Below are 22,251 nucleotides of genomic sequence, written 5' to 3' on the forward strand. Positions count from 1 at the left end.
AACAATAATTCAGACGGCCTTGGGAAGCTTGGGCAAACGGGGATCTTTTGTTTCGTATGCCCGGCCTGCCTTCATGCAAATTTAATCCACTATACCAAAGGATTCGGAAAAAGTCTCAGGCCGTCTGAATTTCAGACGGCCCGAGAGATTAAACGCACTTCCGATTCATACGGACATTACGGCAATTGGTAATCGTGTACCGCGCCTTGGGTCGCCGCTTCGGCATCTTTAGGCAAACCGAATACTTCGCGCAAAATCACTTTGTAAAACGCAAACGCATCTTTTGAGCCTTCCACCGCTTCATCTTGCGCGGCTTTGTCCAAGCCCAAGTTATTTAAATGTTCGCGGAATTCGCGCCAATGTTTGCCACGGCCTTCGGGGTGGGCATCCAAGTGGCGGGCACCGTGGTTTTCGTCAAAGCTCAATTTCTGCTTGGCCGCTTTAAACAAAAATGCCGCGCCCAAATTTGAACCTTCCGCACAATACAGCCAGCCGATGGCCTTGTTGCCTTCCGGTTTCGGCAAATCGCCTTGATGCACATATTCCGGCTGCTTCAAGTCGGCCAAATCCTGCACCACCGCTTCGTAACGCGCCATAGAAGCCAGTGCGGGAATTTTTTGATTCAATTCGGGATTTTTGTAGATGTCATCGACAATTTTGTGGAAAACCGATTGCAGATTCAGAAATTTAATATAATTTTCTTCGCTCTCGAAAGGCTCAACCGACATCACCAGATTATCGACGCTGTCGTGTACGGTGCGGTTGTCTTCTTTTAAGCGTTCGGCAAAAGTTAAGTTTTCGTTGCTCATGTTTATTTTCCTATGTATGTAGTCCATCCAAATGTTTTCAGACGGCCTTATTCATCAGGCTGTCTGAAAACGGCTGATTTTAGAATTTGTATTCCAACGATACGGCATAATTGCGGCCGGGCGCGTAGAAGCGTTCCAATCCCGGATAACCGCCGTAAGTAACATTCGGCCGGCTGCCCACGCTGTTGATCAAACCACCTGTGATGTTCAACCCGCGCAAGCTGTCCCACGTGTGGTATTTGCGGTTGAAAATGTTGTACGCACCGGCACGCAAGGTCAGGTTTTTGGTCGGTTTGTAGTAGCCGAACAAGTCAAACACAAAGGATTTTTTGTTTAAATGCGGCCAAGTTTTCAGCTCGGTATCGTGAGCGTAATTACTGCACGTGCGCTCGGTCGGGCCGCTGCCCCAATACGGCCAATACGGATTATCGCGCTCGGCGTAGGCGGTACAACGTTCTTCTGCCGCAGCTAAATATTTGGCGTCTTTGGCTTTTTTCCCGGCCAGATAAGTCAGGCGCGAGAACATACCCCATTTTCCGTTCGGGTCTTCATAATCCAAGCCGACAATGGCTTTCAGCGGTTGCAGCGACAGCAAATCGGCACCGTTACTCATATTGCCTTTGTTCCAACCGAGCGAGCCGAAGAAGCGGAAACCTTCCGGCAGCGGCGCAACACGGTCGAGATTGAGCGTGCCGGTCAGTTCAAGACCGTAAATCTTGGCATTGTCCGCGTTTTGCATCTGCTGCACAGGGCGCCAAAATTCACGGCCGTAAGATTCGTATTTTTCCCACGTTTCCTGTTCATACAGAAAATCTTTGTATTTGGTGTGGTGCAGACCGGCCGACAATTTGCCGTATGAACCGTTGCCGCCCAAAGACAGCGCTTGGCTCAAGCTGCGCTCGGCTTTCAGGTTCGGATTCGACATCCATGCGCCGCCGGCATTTTCGCGGTAATCGAAATACATCTCCGACACATTCGGAATGCGGAAACCGGTGCCGATGTTGTAGGCCAGTTTCCAGTTTTCATTCAATTGCGCATCCGCGCCTAAGGTCCACGTCCAGCCTTTGAATGTACTGTCGGCCGGTTTCGGTTTCAAACAGTTGCGGCAGGTTAAACCGCCTAAATCCTGCGGCCGGACCTTGGCATAATCGTAACGGACGCCCGCATGGCCGGAGAAGGTATCATTAAATTTCACGCGGTCTTTCAGCGAGAAATAATATTGGTGCGTTTTCACCGGATACATCATGGTTTCGAAAACCGGTTCGGTCCATTCTTTAGGGCCGCTCCAATTCGGCGATACATAAAAAGTGTCTTCATGCAGAATGTCGAACTTTTTATTCATCACCGACGCGTTAAACGAAAAAGTATTGTCGGTACCGGCAACCGGCAACGGTTGGCTGTCGGCGCGCAGCGACAAACGCTTCATTTTGCTGGTAAAAGTTCGGAAATTGTTGTCGCTCGGTTCCCACGGCACCACTTGCCCCCAACTCTCAGTATGCGCGCGCGTGCCTTCGTAATTGAGCGATTCCGTAACGGCTTTTTGGTAATCGACGTCGACTTTCACCCGCGAGAGCCAATCGGAATCGGGCGTATATTCGTAAAAAGCATTGGCGGTGCGGCGTTTGAATTGGTCATCTGCTTCACGCCATTGCGTATTAAAAGACGTGGCCGAATCTTCAATCACATGATTGCTGCCCTGCTGGCCGTTGAGCGATACGCCGATACGGTTGTTTTCATTGAATTTCCAAGAGAATTTTCCTAAAAAACTATGGTTTTGGTGTTTGGAGGAATCGGGAATCTGACGGCTGCTGCCGCTGATGCGCATGCCTAAGCTGTCTTCCGGAATGGTAAAGCCGCCCGCGCTTTTCATTTCATGGCCGAGACGGTTGGAATACAACACCACCGCTTCGGCTTGCTCGCCTTGATAGGCGGTGCCGACGGTTTGCGTCCATTCACGGTTGCGGGTGGCATGACCGCTGCGCAGCATCAGGCCGAATTTGTTGTCATCAGTGATGATGTCGGAAGCGTTTAAAGTATGGTAATTCACACCGCCGCCCAAATTGCCGCTGCCTTGATTAAAGGAATCAGCGCCCTTTACCACTTCCACCGAACGTACTAGCTCAGGGTCAATGCTTTGGCGCGATGTATTCAGATTGCCGTAGCGTTTATATAAGGAATTCTCTTCCGAATCCGGCAAGGCCACATCATCAATACTCATGCCGACACGGTTGTCTTCCACCCCGCGAATGGCAAAGCCTTTTTGATGGCGGCCTTGGTCGGCCACACCCACATCAGGCGAATAGCGCACCAAGTCGCGGTTATCCCGGATCATTTCACGGTCTAACACTTCACGATCAGCACGCTCAATGGTTTCCGTACGCACCACACGCGGCCCCTTCACGCGTACTTCTTTCAAATCCACAGCCTGATTGGCCTCATCGGCAATCAATTGGGCTGCATCATCTGCCGCATAAGACGGGCAGCTAAAGGTCATACTTATGCAGGCCGCAATCGGTAATAAGGGCAATTGTTTTGTTTTCATTTCTTATCTCTATTATCAAACGTGATACTGTTATTAGGTTTATATAAGTTAACAACCACATACTTCATTTAACAAAATGTAAATATATATCATTTTTATTAAATATTCAATTTAATAATCAAAAACCAAAATAACTCAACTAAAACTATCGGATAATTTTCTAAAAAATATAAAAACTGATTTTTAAATCGGAAAAACATTGGCTGCTATCATGATGAGCCAATGCCCGAATCTTCATATTCCCTACAACATTGACAAGCCGGATGTGAAAGCGTAGTTTTAAACCATTGCCACTTGAGGCCGTCTGAAACTTTTCAAAGGATCAAACCATGCAACTCAACGACCCGCACTTATTGAAAAATCTGTGTTACATCAACGGCCAATGGCTGGCAGCCACGGGCGGCCAAACCATCCGGGTTACCAATCCGGCCAATGGCGAAACCGTCGGCGAAGTGCCGGACATGGGCGAACAAGAAGCACGCGATGCAGTGGATGCCGCCTATGCCGCGCTGCCCGAGTGGTCGGCGCAAACCGCGCAAGAGCGCAGCCGCATTTTGCGCCGCTGGTTTGATTTGATGATGGAACACCAAGACGATTTGGCCATGATTCTGACCATGGAACAAGGCAAGCCTTTGGCCGAAGCGAAAGGCGAAATCGCTTACGGCGCGTCGTATATCGAGTGGTTTGCCGAAGAAGCCAAACGCATTTACGGCGACACTATTCCGGCAGTATCTGCCGACCAACGCGTACAGGTCATCCGCCAACCTGTCGGCGTGTGCGCCGCAATTACGCCGTGGAATTTTCCCAACGCCATGATTACGCGCAAAGTCGCGCCTGCGCTGGCTGCCGGTTGCACATGTGTCATCCGCCCGGCTTCCAAAACACCGCTTTCCGCGCTCGCAATTATCGAATTGGCCGGACGCGCAGGCATTCCGAAAGGCGTGTTGAACATTGTTACCGGCTCGTCGCGCGGCATCGGCGGCGTGTTGACGCAAGACACGCGCGTGCGCAAATTCAGCTTTACCGGCTCGACCGAAACCGGCCGCAAACTGATGGCACAATGCGCCGACAGCGTGAAAAAAATCTCGTTGGAATTGGGCGGCAATGCACCGTTTATCGTGCTGGACGATGCCGACATTGATGAAGCGGTCAAAGGCGCGGTGGCGAGCAAATTCCGCAATGCCGGACAAACCTGCGTCTGCGCCAACCGCTTTTATGTGCAAGACAGCGTGTATGACGAATTTGTCGAAAAATTCACCGCTGCCGTGAAGAAACTCAAAGTCGGCAGCGGCTGGGAAGACGGCATCGACATCGGTCCGTTAATTGACGAAGAAGCAGTGAAAAAGGTCAAAGAATTCATCGATGATGCGCAGAAAAAAGGCGGAAAATTATTGTGCGGCGGCAATTCGGACGGCCTGTTTATGCAGCCTGCCGTATTACGCGATGCCACGCAGGACATGAAGTTTGCCAAAGAAGAAATCTTCGGCCCTCTTGCACCGGTGTTCCGTTTCAACCGCGATGAAGAAGCGGTAAAATTCGCCAACGATACCGAATTCGGCTTGGCCGCCTATCTCTACAGCCGCGACATCGGCCGCATCATCCGCACCCAAGAAGCCTTGGAATACGGCATGGTGGCGGTGAATACCGGCGGCTTATCCAACGCAGCCGCGCCATTTGGCGGCATCAAGCAATCGGGCGTCGGCCGTGAAGGCTCGAAATACGGTATGGACGATTATTTGGAAATGAAATACATCGTTACCGCGGGCGTGAGCCGCTGAATATGAACAATTTATTTTTAAGGCCGTCTGAAAACACTGTTTTCAGACGGCCTTGGCTTATCCAAACATTGAATCTTTAAGCATTTTTTTGTACAATTGCGCATCTTTTTTGTTATTCAACAGGCCGTCTGAACCACGGCCTGAAATTTTTAGAAAAACCATTATGTCGAATATCCCCGAACAAGTGCGCCGCCGTCGCACGTTTGCCATCATTTCCCACCCCGATGCGGGTAAAACCACGCTCACCGAAAAGCTGCTGCTGTTTTCGGGTGCGATTCAGAGTGCGGGTACGGTCAAAGGCAAAAAAACCGGCAAATTCGCCACCTCCGACTGGATGGAAATCGAGAAACAGCGGGGCATTTCCGTGGCCTCGTCCGTCATGCAGTTCGACTACCACGACCACACCGTCAATCTGTTGGACACCCCCGGCCACCAAGACTTTTCCGAAGACACCTACCGCGTTTTGACCGCCGTGGACAGCGCCCTGATGGTGATTGACGCCGCCAAAGGCGTAGAAGCGCAAACCATCAAACTCTTAAACGTCTGCCGCCTGCGCAACACGCCGATTGTTACCTTTATGAACAAATACGACCGTGAAGTGCGTGATTCGCTGGAACTTTTGGACGAAGTGGAAAATATTTTGAAAATCCGCTGCGCACCCGTAACCTGGCCGATTGGCATGGGCAAAAACTTCAAGGGCGTGTACCACATTCTGAACGACGAAATCTATCTTTTTGAATCGGGCGGCGAACGTCTGCCGCACGAGTTCGACATCATCAAAGGCATAGACAATCCCGAACTGGAACAGCGTTTCCCTTTGGAAATCCAACAGTTGCGTGATGAAATCGAATTGGTTCAGGCCGCTTCCAACGAATTTGATTTAGACGAATTTTTAGCAGGCGAACTCACGCCGGTATTTTTCGGCTCGGCCATCAACAATTTCGGCATTCAGGAAATCCTCAACTCCCTGATCGACTGGGCACCTGCGCCCAAAGGTCGGGACGCTACCGTACGCACGGTTGAGCCGACCGAAGAAAAATTCTCCGGCTTCGTGTTCAAAATCCAAGCCAATATGGATCCGAAACACCGCGACCGCATCGCCTTTCTGCGGGTTTGCTCCGGCAAATTCGAGCGGGGCATGAAAATGAAACACCTGCGGATTAACCGGGACATCGCCGCTTCCAGCGTGGTAACGTTTATGTCGCACGATCGGGAACTGGTCGAAGAAGCCTACGCCGGCGACATCATCGGCATTCCGAATCACGGCAATATCCAAATCGGCGACAGCTTTTCCGAAGGCGAACAGCTGGCGTTTACCGGCATTCCGTTTTTCGCACCGGAACTCTTCCGCAGCGTACGTATTAAAAACCCGCTAAAAATCAAACAGCTGCAAAAAGGTTTGCAGCAACTCGGCGAAGAAGGCGCCGTGCAGGTATTCAAACCGCATAGCGGTGCCGATTTGATTTTAGGCGCAGTCGGCGTATTGCAGTTTGAAGTCGTTACCGCACGGCTGGCGGCGGAATACGGCGTAGAAGCCGTGTTCGACAACGCCTCGATTTGGTCGGCACGCTGGGTTTCTTGCGACGACAAGAAAAAACTGGCGGAATTTGAAAAAGCCAATGCCGGCAACCTCGCCATCGATGCCGGCGGCAACCTCGCCTACCTCGCCCCCAACCGTGTCAATTTAGGGCTGACCCAAGAACGCTGGCCGGACATCGTGTTCCACGAAACCCGAGAACACGCGGTGAATTTGAACGCTTGATTAAACTGATGCCGCATATTTCAACTACTGATTGACAGATAAAAGAAGTGTATTTTTGAGATAATACACTTTTGCAAATCTAAATAACAGTAACAGATAGTTTGATTAAAAATCAGGCCGTCTGAAAAGTTTCACTACTTTTTTCAGACGGCCTATTCTTTTCATAGATTATTTTTTAGTCACCGGAATACTGTAGCGTAAAGCAACGAGACAGCCCTCTCCTTTAAATCCAGTATCATCAAAGCCTAAACTTTCAATTTGCCCTTTTAATGTTACAGTCTGGCCGACTTTCAAGCGTTGAGCCACCAAACTGCTCATACCGGCGTTAATTCGAACTGAACCAACTTGCATAACCGTACGATAGGTATTTTCCAAAACCGTACCGGCTCTTGGGACTATGCCACTCAGCTCGTCTTTGTAAATACGCAATACCTTACCCTTTGCAATCAGCATTTTACCGATATATTTACGTTGCGCATTAATATTATTTTCAGCATGCTCTTTACAGATTTGCGCCGGCGGAGTTTTATCTACCTCTCCTCCAAACAGGGCTGCAGTCTGATTTTTCAACGTACTCACCTCACCCATAAAATCATCATATTGAGCGCAACCCGACAACATCAGAGCCATAACTGAACAGAAAACTGCTGTTTTTCGTTTCATCAAAAATTTCCTTTTTTTAAAACACTACCATCATAAAATTGCTAGGTAATGTAAAAAAAATAAAAAAAATTGTCAATGCATATTTAATAAACAGTCTAAATTTATAACCAACGGTTAATGTTAATTATGCTGGCGTAAATTTTCTTTCAAGTCCACCCTCGGCTGATTTGTTCTGTTGTTGAACGGGTTGGTTCTGATAAATTGTCGAATTTTTTTCAAATAATAGCGAGATAGATAACGCAACATTTTTACCGGTATAAATAAATCTTCAGGCCGTCTGAAACATTTTGTTTCAGACGGCCTTTTTATGCTCGTTTACACCCACAAATCCCACGCAAATTTGCCGATAATCAACACCAGCAAACACATAAAACCGTAGCGCAGAAACTTAGTGCCGCCGCGTATCGCCAACCGTGCGCCGATAATGCCGCCGCACAAATTGGCTGCCGCCAACGGAATCGCCCACGCCCACACCACATGGCCATGCGGCACGAAAAAGGTTAAGGCGGCAAAATTGGTGGTCGTATTGATAACCTTGCCCGAAGCGTTGGCAGTGAGAAAATCATAGCCGTAAAAACGCACGAAAATAAACGCCAGCAGGCTGCCCGTACCCGGCCCGAAAATGCCGTCGTAAAAACCGATTAATACGCCGAAAAACAAGCCCCACAAGGTTTCTTTGCGTGTGAGTTTGGCAGTGCGCCGGATTTGGCCTAAATCTTTCTTTAAAAAAGTATAAAGACACATCACAATCATGATGACCAGCATAACCGGCTTCATGTATTCGGTCGGAAAAAACGCCACCGATTTGGCACCCAAATACGAGGCAATAAACGCCAACACCGCCGCCGGCAGCAGCATTTTCCACGGCACGGGAATTTTGCGCACATACTGCCATGTCGCGGTTACCGTACCTGAAAACGATGCCACTTTGCCCACGCCCAACACAGCCGGCACCGGCGTACCCGGCAGGATATTAAACAGCCCGGGAATTTGCAGCAGACCGCCACCGCCCACCGCCGCATCCATCAATCCGGCCAAAAACCCGATAATAATCAAAAAGTAAAACGTTGTTTCCATCAGAAGGCAATCTAATTCAAAATTTTAAATATTTTAATGAAATCGATTTTAGCCGTCTATACAGAATGCCGTCTGAAACTTTCGGAAGGCCTCACCCACCTATTCATCATAAAGGCGGAACCTTTGCACAATCCTCCATCTTTGGCACATTTCTTCGTTATGCGCTGCCCGAAATCTTGCCTATCTAATTGATCTGTCTGCGCTTTATGTGCAGCCCCGGCTTCGAGCCACACTCAAACCCGGGATTTTGCAAAAGCCTCAAGAAATTGGATTTCCAACCAAAACTCATTTAAAATACGCGCCTTTTAATTGTTTTATTATTGGCCAATATGACCGAACACACACAGGAACCGCATACCCCGCCGCATCACTCCTACCAACCCAAACCGCAACGCAATTTTTTGGGCAGCCTGATTTTTGCCAGCCGCTGGCTGCAATTGCCGATTTATTTAGGCTTAGTGGCGGTGCAAGCCATTTACGCCTATAAATTCCTGAAATTGCTATGGCATTTGGTGGTAAACCTCAACCAAATGGACGATAACACCATCATGCTGACGATTTTGAACTTGATCGACGTGGTGATGATTGCCAACCTATTGGTGATGGTGTTAATTGGCGGCTACGAAACCTTTGTTTCACGTCTGCGCGTTGACGACCACCCCGACCAACCCGAATGGCTCAGCCATGTGAACGCTTCGGTGCTGAAAGTGAAGCTGTCGATGTCGATTATCAGCATTTCATCGATTCATTTGCTGCAAACCTTCATCAATGCCGCCAACCTCACCGAAAAACAGATGATGTGGCAATTCATCATTCACATGGGCTTCTTAATCTCCGCCGTCGCCATGGCGTGGACCGATAAGATTGTGTACGGTACGTCACACAAACCCCATTGATTTTCTATATAAAAGGCCGTCTGAAACTGAACTGCACCCCAAAAGTTGGACACCCCTCCAACTTTAAAAGGTGCAGTTTTCTTATGTCCAAATATAACCTACACTTCAAATACCGAGCCGTACTCCATTATCACCAAGTGCACAGCCAACAGCGCACCGCAGAGCACTTCAACGTCTCGCGCACCCACCTGCGCCGTTGGATAGCCGCCTATCGGCAAGGCGGTATCGCCGCACTTCAACACCCGCAGGCTACGTTTATGAAGACCAAACGCAAAAACCCGTTTATCGCCGACAAACCCGACCACGAAAAAACCCGGGCGGAACTGATTGAAGAGTTACGTTACATGAGGGCGGAGAACGACTACCTAAAGCACATGAAAGCCCTCAACGAAAAGAACGCCGCCAAAGCTGCGAAACCGTTCAAACGTTGAGAGCGAAGCACCCGCTGAAATATCTGCTGCACAGTGCCGGCATTCCCAAAAGCAGCTTTCATTACCATATCGGCAAAGCCGATCCCGATGCGGCGGCCAAAACCGCAGTAAGTGAAGTCTATCGCCGACACAAAGGCCGCTACGGTCATCGGCGGATTGCCGCCGTATTGTCGTGGAACAAAAAGAAAGTGCAGCGCATTATGGGTTTGTTGGGACTGAAAGCCAAAGTCCGCAGCAAAAAAGCCTACCGTCCGCAGGTAATAGGAGAGGCTTCGGATAATATTCTTAATCGTGAATTTACTGCCGGCAAACCGGCAGACAAATGGCTGACCGATGTGACGGAGTTCAAATGCACAGACGGGAAGCTGTACTTATCGCCGATATCGGATGTGTTTAATCGGGAGATTGTGGCCTATTCTTTAAGCCGCAGAGCAAACAGTAAACTGGTGGCGCAAATGTTGGATAAAGCATTTGGCCGTCTGAAAGGCCAAACGCCGCTGCTGCATTCCGACCGGGGTGTGCTTTACCGCACCGGGGCTTATCGGGCGAAACTGGCTGAGAAAGGAATGGTGCAAAGCATGTCGCGTAAAGGAAATTGCTGGGACAATGCGCCGATGGAGCGTTTCTTCGGTACATTAAAAGAAGAGAGCTTCTATCAGGAAGGTGCGTTGTCGGTGGCAGAGCTGACAGAGGTAATAGATGATTACATACGTTACTACAATCATGAGCGGATTAGTTTAAACTTAAAAAAGCTGAGTCCTGTCGGCTACAGAACCCAGCTTGAAAAGGCTGTTTGAGAAAGATTCTTAACTTGTCCAAGTATTGGGGGGCAGTTCAATGAGTTTCAGACGGCCTATTTTATTGCGGCACTTATTTTTTCCAATATGCCGGTGTAAACAGAATCAACACCGTGAAAATTTCCAAACGCCCCAGCAGCATTACAATGGCACACAGCCATTTCTGCGCATCATTCAAACTGGCGTAATTATGCGCCGGCCCCACTTCACCCAAACCCGGACCCGCATTGGTAATACAAGCAATCACTGCCGTGAACGCGGAAACAAAATCCAAGCCGGTGACCATCATCAAGAAACTGAACACGACCACGGTCATAAAATAAACAAAAATAAACGACATTACCGTCAAGGCCATGCGCTCGGAAATGCTGCGGTTGTTGACCTTCACCGTACGCACAGCGTGCGAGTGCAGCAGAATCATCATTTCGCGCAAACTGAATTTAAACAACACTAAAGCCCGCACGTTTTTAATGCCGCCGCCCATCGAGCCAGAACAGGCCAATACGTTAGATAAGAAAAACATCCACAATGAAACCAGCAACGGCCACTTGGCGAAATCGGTATTGGCAAAGCCGCTGGCCAGACCAATCGATACAAAATTAAAGCTGACAAAGCGAAACGCATCTACCAACGACGGATAAAATTCTTTGTGCCACAAATAAAGGCTGGCCATAATGATGCTGCACGTCATCGTCAGCAGCAACACACGGCATTCTTCGTCTTTCCAATACACTTTCAGCGAACGCCCGCCCAACGCCGCAAAGTGGCTGGCAAAATTGATGCCGCCAAACAGCGTAAAAAACATAATCGTCCACTCGATTTTCACCGAATTGAAATAAGCGATACTGTCATCGTGCGTGGAAAATCCGCCCAAAGCCACCGACGACATAGCATGACAGAGCGCATCAAACCAACTCATCCCCGCCCAATGCAAGGAAAAAAATGCCGCCACGGTGGTTAAAATATAAGCACCCCACAGCTTTTTAGCCACCTGAGAAATCCGCGGCGCCATTTTGCTTTCTTTGTCCAAACCCGGGATTTCAGCCTTGAAAAGCTGCGTACCGCCGACACCCAACATCGGCAAAATCGCCACCGCCAGCACGATAATACCCATACCGCCCAGCCAGTTGAGCATGTGCCGCCAGAAATTGACCGATGGTGCCAAGGTATCCAAGCTGCTGATGACCGTTGCCCCTGTGGTGGTTAAACCCGACATCGCTTCAAAAAACGCATCGGTAAAACTCATGTGCGGCACATATAAATAAATCGGCACCGCCGCCACCATCGCAAACGCCAGCCACAGCATAATCACCAATGTAAAACCGTCGCGCGGACGCAACTCACGGTTATACCGCAGCGTCAGCAGCCAGATGGTGCAGGAAGAAAACGTCGTCACCAACGCGGTGCGGGCAAATGCCGGAAAAGCACTGTCGAGAAAAAAATACGACATCAGCGTCGGCACCATCAGTAACAGCGAAAACAACACGCCGAGCTTAGACAGCACGTGGATAATCGGTATGACTTTATACATATCAATCTTTTAAACGCAGACCGTCTGAATATGGCTGCGAAACGGTTCAAAAATTTCAGACGGCCTTGATATTGATAAGGCCGTCTGAAAGCATATTTTATCAAATTCTCTACAAGCGGATATGGATATTTCTATTTTAACCGTCTGAAATGAGAATAAATCTCAAAACAAAACAGATGATTAGGTTTGATATTAGAATTTTTCCCTGTCACAAACTTGTCTTTTAAAAAAATAGGTATATAATGTTATGCTATAACATTTAAATAGCAATAGGAAATTTTATGAAACCCGATATTCACCCGGATAATTACCGTACCGTTTTGTTCTACGACAGCGGCGCCGACGAAGGTTGGCTCATCCGCTCATGCGCCAATACCCACGGTAAAACCATGGTTTGGAAAGACGGCAACGAATATCCACTGTTTTCTTTGGATACGTCTTCCGCTTCCCATCCCGTTTACACCGGCAAACAGCGCAACGTAACCACCGAAGGCCGTGCCAGCAAGTTCCACCAACGTTTCCAATCGATGATGGGCTCTTTGAGAAAGGATAAATAATGCAGGTTTTATCTTCTCTGAAAACAGCCAAGAAACGCCACCGCGATTGTCAAATCGTGCGCCGTAAAGGCAAGGTATACGTAATTTGCAAGAGCAATCCGCGTTTCAAGGCACGTCAGCGCTAACCTTTTTTGCTGTGATTTTTTATGTAACTCTCTCTGGCTATTGAGATTTGGCCGCACCGCATCCCTTGGTGCGGCATTTTTTGTTTATTTTTTATACGCATTCTCCAAATGATACAAGGCCGCCTGAATTTCAGACGGCCTTGTTAATATAACCCTCGTTTATTTACTCAATCTCAAACCCATCTTGATCCCATAAGGTCTTTTTCACCAATTGGTCATTTTGATACACGGCTTCTGATTTTTTCGAACCGTCTTCATACCAATCCAACACAATGCCGTTGCGGCGGCCGTTTCTAAACGACATCTCAGTCAATAATCGACCGGATTCGTCCCAACTGAGCATTTCCATCGGCTGATCGTTCACCATCTTCATTTCCGTTTTTGGGCTGCCATCGGCATACCATTGCTTCCAATAGCCGTTAGCCTTATCGTTTTTAAACTGTATTTCGCTCTCTTTATTGCCGTTTCGGTAATAGCGTGCGCCGACACCGTTGCTTAAGCCGTTTAAATACGGCATAACTGCTGATTTTTTGCCATTTGGATACCAGTTGATCCATTCGCCATTAGGCTTACCATTGCGGTAGCTGCCGACCATTTTTTTCTGACCGTTGAAATGCCATAAGGTTAATGTGCCATTATCCAACACCGGTACAAACACCTTAATCTGACTGGTTTGCACCTGATAAGGATCAGAATATTTTTTCATTGATGGATAATAGAAATCCTGCACCTGCGCCAAACCGGCGTTAACTTTATACTGGCGCACGTAAGCCACAGACGACATGGTCGCGGTAATCTTACCTTGCTGATTAAAGTACACAGAATGAGTTTGCGCCCAAGCCGCCGCTGATCCTGCACTCATCGCCACCGACACCAAACCCATTGTTAAAAACCGGTTCATTTTCATCATCCATATAGAAAGCCTAGCGCTATTGCAATAAACCTTCATTTATTTACATGCTTGATTATCGTGCAATATTCAGAAAATCAAGTATTATTTTTCAATTTAACCATTATAAAACAAAGTACCTATATTTGTTAAATACAATATTTTTATATCATTGATTAAGACGGTTTTTACCAAACGCAAATTCATTTATTAAAATGATAACGGAATAATCTGGTTTTTAAACCGATATAGCAAATAAACATAATCTTCGATACAATTCCACCATGGCCTATTCAGAAGACTTCAAACAACTCGTACTCAAAAAACTCCGTCAAGGATGGACGATTCGCAGAGCCGCAAAAGAATTCGGCATCGCCATCTCCACCATCACACTTTGGAGACGCCCTCCGGCTCCTCAAGCCCCTCCAAAGCAACGGAAAACCCGCAAAATCAGCGTCCAAGCACTGCTCGAAGATGTTGAGCGTTATCCCGATGCCTATTGCTATGAAAGAGCGCAACGCTTTGGCTGTTCCCATACTGCCATACACAAAGCATTAAAGCGATACAACATCAGCTACAAAAAAAGACCAACCGCCACCCGAAAGCCAACAGAGGGCTCAGAAAAAACTTCCTGAAGTTACTGCACCGCTACATCCGCCGTAACCGTCCGGTTGTTTATTTAGACGAGAGCGGATTCAGAACATCCTGTTACCGGCCTTACGCTTATGCGCCAAAAAGCCGGCGCTGTTATGCGCTCCATGATTGGCAGGGACATCATCAGACCAATGCTATTGGGGCGTTATTTCACGGCAAACTGTTTGCCGTCGGGTTGTTTGATTGCAGTATTGACCGCCGAATATTTGACGCTTGGGTGGAGCGGATTTTGATTCCGGAGCTACCGCAAAACAGTGTGGTGGTGATGGATAATGCGACGTTTCATAAGGGGAATGCTTTAGCACTTCTGAAGGAGAAAGGCCATACTGTGTTATGGCTTCCGCCCTATAGCCCTGATCTGAATCAGATAGAGAAAAAGTGGGCTTGGATTAAAGGTGTTAGGAATCGGCTGCGAATTATGGATGTGGATTGTCTGTTTCAGATGTGTATCGATAAATAAGTTTGTTTGCTATATATCACACATAAGCAAGGCCGTCTGAAACCTGCAGCTATTCAACCCCCAAGCCACAAAAAACCGCCCTGCATTCGCAGGGCGGTTAATAGTTTAGACTAATCTTTTCAGACAACCTTATTTGTTCAATTCATTGGCCAGATACAGCCAAGTTTCGATAACGGTATCCGGATTCAGAGACACGCTTTCGATGCCTTCTTCCACCAGCCATTTGGCAAAATCAGGGTGATCGGAAGGGCCTTGGCCGCAGATGCCGACATATTTGTTTTGTTTGCGGCAGGCAGAAATCGCCAAATGCAGCATCACTTTAACCGCCGCATTACGTTCGTCAAATGTTGCCGCAATCGGACCGCCGCTGTCTCGGTCCACGCCCAGCGTCAGTTGGGTCATGTCGTTTGAACCGATGGAGAAGCCGTCAAAGTATTGCAGGAACTGTTCGGCCAGCAATGCGTTGCTCGGTACTTCGCACATCATAATCAGACGCAAACCGTTTTTACCGCGTTCCAAACCGTTTTCTTTCAAGGCCTTAACCACCAATTCAGCTTCCGCCAAAGTACGGATAAACGGAATCATGATTTCAACGTTGGTCAGACCCATTTCGTCACGGACACGTTTCAGGGCTTTACATTCCAGCGCAAAGCAGTCGGCAAAATCTTCCGACACATAACGTGCCGCCCCACGGAAGCCCAACATCGGGTTTTCTTCGTGCGGTTCGTAAATATTGCCGCCGACCAGATTGGCATATTCGTTGGATTTGAAGTCGGACATGCGGACGATGGTTTTACGGGGATAAACCGAAGCGGCCAGAGTTGCCACACCTTCGGCGATTTTATCGACATAGAAATCCACCGGAGAAGCATAACCGGCAATACGGCGGGTAATTTCGGCTTTCAGCTCGTCGTCTTGTTTGTCAAATTCCAACAAGGCTTTCGGGTGGATACCGATTTGGCGGTTGATGATAAATTCCATGCGTGCCAAGCCGATACCTTCGCTAGGCAGACCGGAGAAGCTGAACGCCAATTCAGGATTGCCGACGTTCATCATCACTTTTACCGGTGCTTTCGGCATATTGTCCAAAGCCACATCGGTAACGTTTACTTCCAACAAACCTTCGTAAATCAGGCCGGTGTCGCCTTCGGCACACGATACGGTTACTTCCTGACCGGCATGAAGACGGCTTGTCGCATCGCCGCAGCCGACAACCGCAGGAATGCCCAATTCACGGGCAATAATCGCTGCGTGGCAGGTACGGCCGCCACGATTGGTTACAATCGCAGAAGCACGTTTCATCACCGGCTCCCAATCCGGGTCGGTCATATCGGTTACCAACACGTCGCCCGCTTCCACACTTTCCATTTCTGAAGCGTCTTTAACCAAACGTACTTTGCCTTGGCCGACTTTCTGACCGATAGCACGGCCTTCGGCCAATACTTTTTTCTCACCGCTGATGGCATAGCGGCGCAGGCTGCGGCTACCGTCTTCCTGCGATTTAACGGTTTCCGGACGGGCTTGCAGAATATACAGTTTACCGTCGATACCGTCTCGACCCCATTCGATGTCCATCGGACGGCCGTAGTGTTTTTCGATAATCAGAGCGTAATGCGCCAACTCGGTTACTTCTTCGTCGGTAATCGAGAAGCGGTTGCGGTCTGCTTCAGGCACGTCGATATTGGCCACCGATTTACCGGCTTCGGCTTTATCGGTGAAAATCATTTTAATCTGTTTCGAACCCATGGTTTTACGCAGAATGGCCGGTTTGCCCGCTTTCAGCGTCGGTTTGAATACATAGAATTCGTCAGGATTTACCGCACCCTGCACCACGTTTTCGCCCAAACCGTAAGACGAGGTAACAAATACCACTTGGTCGTAACCGGATTCGGTATCGATGGTAAACATCACGCCTGACGAACCGCTGTCGGAACGCACCATGCGCTGCACACCGGCAGACAGGGCAACGATGTCGTGTTCAAAACCTTTGTGAACACGGTAAGAAATGGCACGATCATTATACAGCGAAGCAAACACATGGTGCATGGCTTCTTTAACGTTTTCCAAACCATTGATATTCAGGAATGTTTCCTGCTGACCCGCAAATGAAGCGTCCGGCAGGTCTTCTGCGGTGGCAGAAGAGCGTACGGCAACGGAAATGTCTTCGCTGCCGGCATCGGCAACCATTTTGTTCCATGCTGCTTCGATTTCGTTGTTCAGTTGCTCCGGAAACGGCGTATCCAAAATCCATTGGCGGATTTCTTTACCCACACGCGCCAATTCGGCAACGTCGTCAACGTCCAACCCGGCCAGTGCGGCGGAAATACGGTCGCTCAGGCCTTCGTGTGCCAAAAAGGCACGGTAAGCATCTGCGGTGGTGGCAAAACCGCCGGGAACACGTACGCCTTTCTCAGTCAGCTGACTGATCATTTCGCCCAAAGAGGCATTTTTACCGCCCACGCTTTCCACATCGGTCATGCGCAGGTTCTCAAACCAAATTACATAGTTTGCAGCCATTTTTCATCCAGTTCGTGTATGTTAAAAAAGAAATGAATCCGCTGGCTTATTCTAAGCGATTCAAACTGTCTCTGTCATGTATTTTTTCGGTTTTTGCAGCGATTATCGCAGCGCAGGCCGTCTGAAAAATTGCGGCTTTTGGCGGTGTAGTCGCTTGAAACCCGAAATACCGATACTTTTCAGACGGCCTTATCTTCTTGTAAAACATAACGTTTGAAACAATTCGATGAATTTTAAATATTTACGTTATTCAAAATATTTGGAATTATATTTCAATTTTTCTATTTTATTAAAATTAATATGCGTTAAGTTTTTTATGGTTTTGTGTTGTAATTATCTGTAATTTCACCGCCGCCGCTTTATTCCCGCCGCTGCTCTTGTTATGATAACGGCCGGTTTCCGTTATTCCGAAAGACCCGCCATGAATACCACCCGACACGTTTTCTATATTTCCGACCGCACCGGCCTGACCGCCGAAAACATCGGTGAAGCGCTACTCAACCAATTCGGCAGCCTGCAATTCAAACGCTCGACCTATCCGTTTATCGACACGCCGGAAAAAGCGCTGGCCGTGGTGGAAAAGGTAAACCGTTCCGCCGAAGAACACGGCGTACGCCCGATTGCCTTTGTCAGCGTGGTTAATCACGAAATCCGCCACATCATTAAAGAAGCAAATGCTTTTGTAATCAACTTCTTCGATACGTTCTTGGGCCAACTCGAAAAAGAATTGAACGCCCAAGCCACGCTGTCGCTGCAAGGGCACCACAGCATCGGCAACACCCAACGCTACGATGCCCGTATGGAAGCGGTGAATTTCTCGCTCAATCACGACGACGGCGTGAGCGATAAAAATCTGAAAGAAGCCGATGTGATTCTGATGGGCGTATCCCGTTCCGGTAAAACCCCGACCTGTCTCTACCTCGCCCTGCAATACGGTATCCGTGCCGCCAACTATCCGCTGATTCCCGACGATTTGGAATCCACCGATTTGCCGCGCATGGTGAAACCTTACAAAGACAAACTGTTCGGCCTGACCATTCAGCCGGAACGCCTGCAAGCTATCCGCCAAGAGCGCCGCCCGAATTCGACCTATGCGCAAATCAACACCTGCCGCAGCGAAGTAGCCGACGCACAGGCAATGTTCAAACGCCACGGCATTCCGTTTACCAATACCACCGATAAATCGGTAGAAGAATTGGCGGTACACATCCTGCAAGCCCGCCAATTGAAACGCCGTTTCTAATCTATGCATCACAAAAGGCCGTCTGAAACACGATGTTTCAGACGGCCTTTTATCAACCAATCTTACATGTAAGAATAGGAAATCGCCGGGTTGGTTACACTTTTTATGCAAAACAGCTTTTGTTTTTTGTCTGAACGATTGTTTTAGGATTTTCGGGCGTTATCAAGAATCATGCGGCTTTGCCGTGCCTTTCGCTATGCTTGGCAACACTCGGAAATCCCCAACCGGATCTTCAGGCAAAAAAGAAAAAGTGTACACAACGCCGGGATTTTTTACAGCTACGCCGCTTCCCAATAATCAATATAAAGCTGCAATTCCACATTATTACGCCATTCGTTGGCCACGGGGCGGTACACGGTGCGAATATGTTCGGGAATTTCTTCGCTGCACCGCCAAAACATCGCTTCAAATTCAAAGCCGTCTTTTTGCAGCCACACTTTTTTATGCTTGCCTTCCGCGCCCATCCATTGCTGGCGTACGACATGAAATTCATCGGTAAAACTCGGCGGCGCAAAACCCTGTCCCCACACATGGCGGGCAAGGCTTTGCGCTCGTTCCAATGTAATTTCGACCGCTGGCAGGCTGCCGTCGGTGATGAAGGTTTGCGATAAATCGTCTTCGCTCACCATGTCGCGCACGGCTTGCTCAAAGGCCGTCTGAAACGCAGGGATCTTGTGTTCTAAAATACTCAAACCCGCTGCCATCGCGTGGCCGCCGAATTTCAAAATCAAATCAGGATGGCGTTTGCTGACCAAATCCAGTGCATCGCGCAAGTGCAGATTGGGAATGGAACGGCCCGAGCCGCGCACTTCGCCATTATCCGCCGGTGCGAATACAATGGTAGGGCGGTAAAAGCGGTCTTTCAAGCGGCTGGCCACAATGCCGATCACACCTTGATGGTAGTCTTCGCGGTAAGCCACCAGTGTGGCTTGCCGGCCCGGCAAGGTTTCGGGGAACGAATCCAAGGCATCTTGCAGCATGGATTGCTCGATTTCGCGGCGCTCGATATTAAGGTTGTTCAACTGAGCCGCCAGCTCTTTAGCCTGCCGGTCATTGTCCGCCAGCAAACAGGCGATACCGAGCGCCATATCGTCCAAACGTCCCGCCGCATTGATGCGCGGCCCTAACGCAAACCCCATGTCAAACGGCTGCGCTTTGCGCCAATCGCGCCGCGCCACTTCAAACAATGCACGAATGCCCGGCCGCATTTTACCCTGCCGCATACGCTTCAAACCTTGCGACACCAAAATGCGGTTGTTGTGATCAAGCGCAACCACATCGGCCACCGTACCCAACGCCACCAAATCCAATAATTCAGCCAGATTCGGTTCTTGCAGGCCGTCTGAAAAATATTGGCGTCGGCGCAACTCGGCACGCAAAGCCATCAACACATAAAAAATTACGCCCACACCGGCCAGGCTTTTGCTCTCGAAGCCGCAACCGCGCTGGTTCGGATTCACGATAATGCAATCGGGCACCTGTTCGGCCGGAAGGTGGTGGTCGGTCACCACCACATCCAAACCCAACGCCTGCGCACGCGCCACACCGGCCAAGCTGGCAATGCCGTTATCCACCGTCAGCAGCAGGTTTGTGCCCTTTTCTGCCGCGATTTCCGCCAATTCAGGGGTAAGACCGTAGCCGTGTTCAAAACGGTTGGGCACCAAAAAATCCACCGCCGCCCCCATCGCGCTCAAGCCTTTGATGCCCACCGCGCAAGCTGTTGCACCATCGACATCGTAGTCGGCCACAATCAGGATTTTTTCCTGCCGCGCAATGGCATCGGCCAAACGTACCGCTGCCGCTTCGCATTGGTTGAGCGACTGATACGGCAGTAATCCGGTGAGCTTGTCTTCCAATTCCTGCGGTGTCTGCACATCACGCGCGGCGCATAGGCGCGCAATCAGCGGGTCGGCTCCGGCATTGATTAAGGTGTCGCATACGGATTGGTTGAAGGAACGGGTTTGTATCTTTACGGCCATGTTTTAGTTTTCACGAATAAGATTAAATGGTTTTCAGACGGCCTGTGGTTCATTAGGTCGTCTGAAGGTATGATACCGGGTTTAAAATAGAACGATTCACCCTATTTTCGAACTGTTCTTGCCAGCAGAAATACCGGTGACAACGCCAGCGCAGTCACGGCTAAAGCCGCATCCTCTGTTACAGTTATCGGCGTATAAGCGATATTTTGGAAGCTTAACTGTAGCGGTATGCTTTTTAGTCACGGTATGATACACCGATACAGGAAACGGCGTTTCAAAACGGTAAGTCGGCGGTTATTGGTAGAATTTGCCCAAGGTATGTTCATGGCAAAAATAATACGGGGTTTGGTTTTGAGCCGATTTCGGCGGCTGCTTGGCTTGAAACGACAAGGCTTTTGAGCTTGACAATATCAACGGCTTTTGCGGTATCGCAGCACCGACAGAATCGTGGGTTGAAATCATTGTTTTGCGGCTTTCAGCTCAATAGGAAAACACTCCGGCGGCCGATAGCGGCCGTTCACAATTTGAAAGGATTTATCCGGCTTCACATCCGATATCCCCTGTAATTTGGCCGAATCCCGAGGATTAACGGCAAACCGGTTCCGCTTGCCCACATAACCAAACTGCCCCGAGCAAACTGGCTAATTGGCCTGTTTAACCACACCGGATACCTGAATTTCTCCTTAAGCGATTTCACGGCGTGTCGTGCTTTCACTGAACGGATCGTTATGCCCCATAAAATCAGCGTACAACCTTTAACGCATAACCGTGCACAATACCGCCGCTGTGGTTCTCATCAGTTTCATAGTAAAGCTCCCTGTATGGATAAATCCATTCAGACGGCCTTTTCGATCAAACAATCAGAGTAAAGGCCGTCTGAAAATTTTTTCACGCTGCGGTTTACTCTGCGAAATCCGTTTCATCATCTGCTGCATCACCGCTGCTTTGGCTGCCTTCCATCACGGCTTTCACTTCTTGGAACAAAGCACGGAAGCTTTTCGGCGGTTTGTTTTGCTCCCGCTCTTTGCGCGTGTTACGGATCAAGGTGCGCAGCCTGCCGGCATCGGCTTGCGGGTAATCGGCCATAAACGTGGTGAGCGCATCATCGTCGGCAATCAAACGTCCGCGGGCTTGCTCGGCGCGCTGCAAAAAGGCATTGTGCGCCGCATTGTCGCCGCGCAGCTTGGCCAGATAGCGTTCAATCGGCTCGGGGTCGGTATCGCGCATCAGGCGGCCGATGTATTGCGCCTGACGTTTGAGCGCGCTGTTGGACGTGATTTTTTTATAGCTTTGCACGGCTTCATACAAATCTTCGTCCAAACCGATTTTCTTCAGTGTTTCGTTCGACAGCTTGGTCAATTCCATGCCCAAATCCTGCAGATGGTTCATCTGCTTTTTCATCTGGGTTTTGCTCACCCATTCTTCTTCGTTATCAATCATATCGCATTCATTCGGTAAAATTTTTCAATTGCTGATTTTACCATGAGATGACGGCGCTGTCGGTTCGATATATTCCGCCAATGATGACATTTTTGCCGAGA

The 22,251-nt window shown here is 49.0% G+C and carries 20 protein-coding genes; 10 read left to right on the forward strand and 10 right to left on the reverse strand.

Annotated features, from left to right (window positions below):
• Positions 1-176: 176 nt before the first annotated feature.
• On the reverse strand, positions 177-809 hold the full coding sequence (locus tag H4O27_RS08930) for a biliverdin-producing heme oxygenase (RefSeq protein ID WP_165010723.1): 633 nt from the start codon (positions 807-809) through the stop codon (positions 177-179).
• A gap of 79 nt (positions 810-888) precedes the next feature.
• Positions 889-3,351: a TonB-dependent hemoglobin/transferrin/lactoferrin family receptor gene (locus H4O27_RS08935; protein WP_165010725.1), complete on the reverse strand. Its 2,463-nt coding sequence runs from the start codon at positions 3,349-3,351 to the stop codon at positions 889-891.
• A 329-nt stretch (positions 3,352-3,680) separates the two neighbouring features.
• Between H4O27_RS08935 and H4O27_RS08940 the strand changes: the two genes are divergently transcribed.
• Both H4O27_RS08940 and H4O27_RS08945 read left to right on the forward strand, forming a co-directional pair.
• Positions 3,681-5,129 carry an NAD-dependent succinate-semialdehyde dehydrogenase gene (locus H4O27_RS08940; protein ID WP_165010727.1) on the forward strand — a complete coding sequence of 483 codons (1,449 nt, stop codon included), beginning with the start codon at positions 3,681-3,683 and terminating at the stop codon, positions 5,127-5,129.
• Positions 5,130-5,292: 163 nt separating this feature from the next.
• Positions 5,293-6,891, forward strand: coding sequence for a peptide chain release factor 3 (locus tag H4O27_RS08945; RefSeq protein ID WP_165010728.1), 1,599 nt, complete (start codon positions 5,293-5,295; stop codon positions 6,889-6,891).
• A 168-nt stretch (positions 6,892-7,059) separates the two neighbouring features.
• Here H4O27_RS08945 and H4O27_RS08950 read toward each other — a convergent pair whose 3' ends face one another.
• Both H4O27_RS08950 and H4O27_RS08955 read right to left on the reverse strand, forming a co-directional pair.
• Positions 7,060-7,554, reverse strand: a complete 495-nt coding sequence (locus H4O27_RS08950) for a hypothetical protein (RefSeq protein ID WP_165010730.1) — start codon at positions 7,552-7,554, stop codon at positions 7,060-7,062.
• Between the two features lie 315 nt (positions 7,555-7,869).
• A complete protein-coding gene (locus tag H4O27_RS08955) occupies positions 7,870-8,631 on the reverse strand; it encodes a sulfite exporter TauE/SafE family protein (RefSeq protein WP_165010732.1) in 762 nt (253 codons plus the stop codon).
• 329 nt (positions 8,632-8,960) lie between these two features.
• On the opposite strand from H4O27_RS08955, the gene H4O27_RS08960 reads away from it, so the two are divergent.
• The 3 genes from H4O27_RS08960 to H4O27_RS08970 all read left to right on the forward strand — a co-directional run bounded on the left by H4O27_RS08960 (position 8,961) and on the right by H4O27_RS08970 (position 10,755).
• Positions 8,961-9,527: a TIGR00645 family protein gene (locus H4O27_RS08960; RefSeq protein WP_165010734.1), complete on the forward strand. Its 567-nt coding sequence runs from the start codon at positions 8,961-8,963 to the stop codon at positions 9,525-9,527.
• An 83-nt stretch (positions 9,528-9,610) separates the two neighbouring features.
• Positions 9,611-9,958, forward strand: coding sequence for a helix-turn-helix domain-containing protein (locus H4O27_RS08965; protein ID WP_165009354.1), 348 nt, complete (start codon positions 9,611-9,613; stop codon positions 9,956-9,958).
• On the forward strand, positions 9,955-10,755 hold the full coding sequence (locus H4O27_RS08970; RefSeq protein ID WP_193004245.1) for an IS3 family transposase: 801 nt from the start codon (positions 9,955-9,957) through the stop codon (positions 10,753-10,755). The genes H4O27_RS08965 and H4O27_RS08970 overlap by 4 nt, the downstream gene beginning before the upstream one ends.
• A 73-nt stretch (positions 10,756-10,828) precedes the next feature.
• On the opposite strand, the gene H4O27_RS08975 is transcribed toward H4O27_RS08970, so the two are convergent.
• On the reverse strand, positions 10,829-12,286 hold the full coding sequence (locus H4O27_RS08975; RefSeq protein WP_165011100.1) for a TrkH family potassium uptake protein: 1,458 nt from the start codon (positions 12,284-12,286) through the stop codon (positions 10,829-10,831).
• Between the two features lie 281 nt (positions 12,287-12,567).
• On the opposite strand from H4O27_RS08975, the gene H4O27_RS08980 reads away from it, so the two are divergent.
• Both H4O27_RS08980 and ykgO read left to right on the forward strand, forming a co-directional pair.
• Positions 12,568-12,843: a type B 50S ribosomal protein L31 gene (locus tag H4O27_RS08980; RefSeq protein WP_100563263.1), complete on the forward strand. Its 276-nt coding sequence runs from the start codon at positions 12,568-12,570 to the stop codon at positions 12,841-12,843.
• On the forward strand, positions 12,843-12,968 hold the full coding sequence (gene ykgO, locus H4O27_RS08985; protein WP_003685279.1) for a type B 50S ribosomal protein L36: 126 nt from the start codon (positions 12,843-12,845) through the stop codon (positions 12,966-12,968). The genes H4O27_RS08980 and ykgO overlap by 1 nt, the downstream gene beginning before the upstream one ends.
• 163 nt (positions 12,969-13,131) lie before the next feature.
• Here the strand turns inward: ykgO and H4O27_RS08990 are convergent, their stop codons facing one another.
• Positions 13,132-13,869 (reverse strand): toxin-antitoxin system YwqK family antitoxin, encoded by a 738-nt coding sequence (locus tag H4O27_RS08990; protein ID WP_165011102.1) that lies wholly within the window; start codon positions 13,867-13,869, stop codon positions 13,132-13,134.
• 272 nt (positions 13,870-14,141) lie between these two features.
• Between H4O27_RS08990 and H4O27_RS08995 the strand changes: the two genes are divergently transcribed.
• The gene (locus H4O27_RS08995; protein WP_193004237.1) at positions 14,142-14,492 is read left to right on the forward strand and encodes an IS630 transposase-related protein; all 351 of its coding nucleotides are present in this window, start codon (positions 14,142-14,144) and stop codon (positions 14,490-14,492) included.
• On the forward strand, positions 14,420-14,971 hold the full coding sequence (locus H4O27_RS13630) for an IS630 family transposase (RefSeq protein ID WP_226883537.1): 552 nt from the start codon (positions 14,420-14,422) through the stop codon (positions 14,969-14,971). Before H4O27_RS08995 ends, H4O27_RS13630 begins: the two co-directional genes overlap by 73 nt.
• 129 nt (positions 14,972-15,100) lie before the next feature.
• Here H4O27_RS13630 and ppsA read toward each other — a convergent pair whose 3' ends face one another.
• Positions 15,101-17,488 (reverse strand): phosphoenolpyruvate synthase, encoded by a 2,388-nt coding sequence (gene ppsA / locus H4O27_RS09005; RefSeq protein WP_165008204.1) that lies wholly within the window; start codon positions 17,486-17,488, stop codon positions 15,101-15,103.
• A 421-nt stretch (positions 17,489-17,909) separates the two neighbouring features.
• Here ppsA and ppsR point away from each other — a divergent pair, with 421 nt between their 5' ends.
• A complete protein-coding gene (gene ppsR / locus H4O27_RS09010; RefSeq protein ID WP_165008206.1) occupies positions 17,910-18,731 on the forward strand; it encodes a posphoenolpyruvate synthetase regulatory kinase/phosphorylase PpsR in 822 nt (273 codons plus the stop codon).
• A gap of 278 nt (positions 18,732-19,009) precedes the next feature.
• Here ppsR and recJ read toward each other — a convergent pair whose 3' ends face one another.
• From recJ to yjgA, 3 genes are all read right to left on the reverse strand, one after another.
• Complete coding sequence (recJ, locus tag H4O27_RS09015) at positions 19,010-20,710, reverse strand: single-stranded-DNA-specific exonuclease RecJ (protein WP_165008208.1); 1,701 nt, start codon at positions 20,708-20,710, stop codon at positions 19,010-19,012.
• A gap of 294 nt (positions 20,711-21,004) precedes the next feature.
• A complete protein-coding gene (locus H4O27_RS09020) occupies positions 21,005-21,172 on the reverse strand; it encodes a hypothetical protein (RefSeq protein ID WP_165008210.1) in 168 nt (55 codons plus the stop codon).
• A gap of 438 nt (positions 21,173-21,610) precedes the next feature.
• A complete protein-coding gene (gene yjgA, locus H4O27_RS09025; RefSeq protein WP_165008212.1) occupies positions 21,611-22,150 on the reverse strand; it encodes a ribosome biogenesis factor YjgA in 540 nt (179 codons plus the stop codon).
• Positions 22,151-22,251: the final 101 nt, after the last annotated feature.

The sequence above is a fragment of the Neisseria yangbaofengii genome, from assembly GCF_014898075.1.
Classification (GTDB): domain Bacteria; phylum Pseudomonadota; class Gammaproteobacteria; order Burkholderiales; family Neisseriaceae; genus Neisseria; species Neisseria yangbaofengii.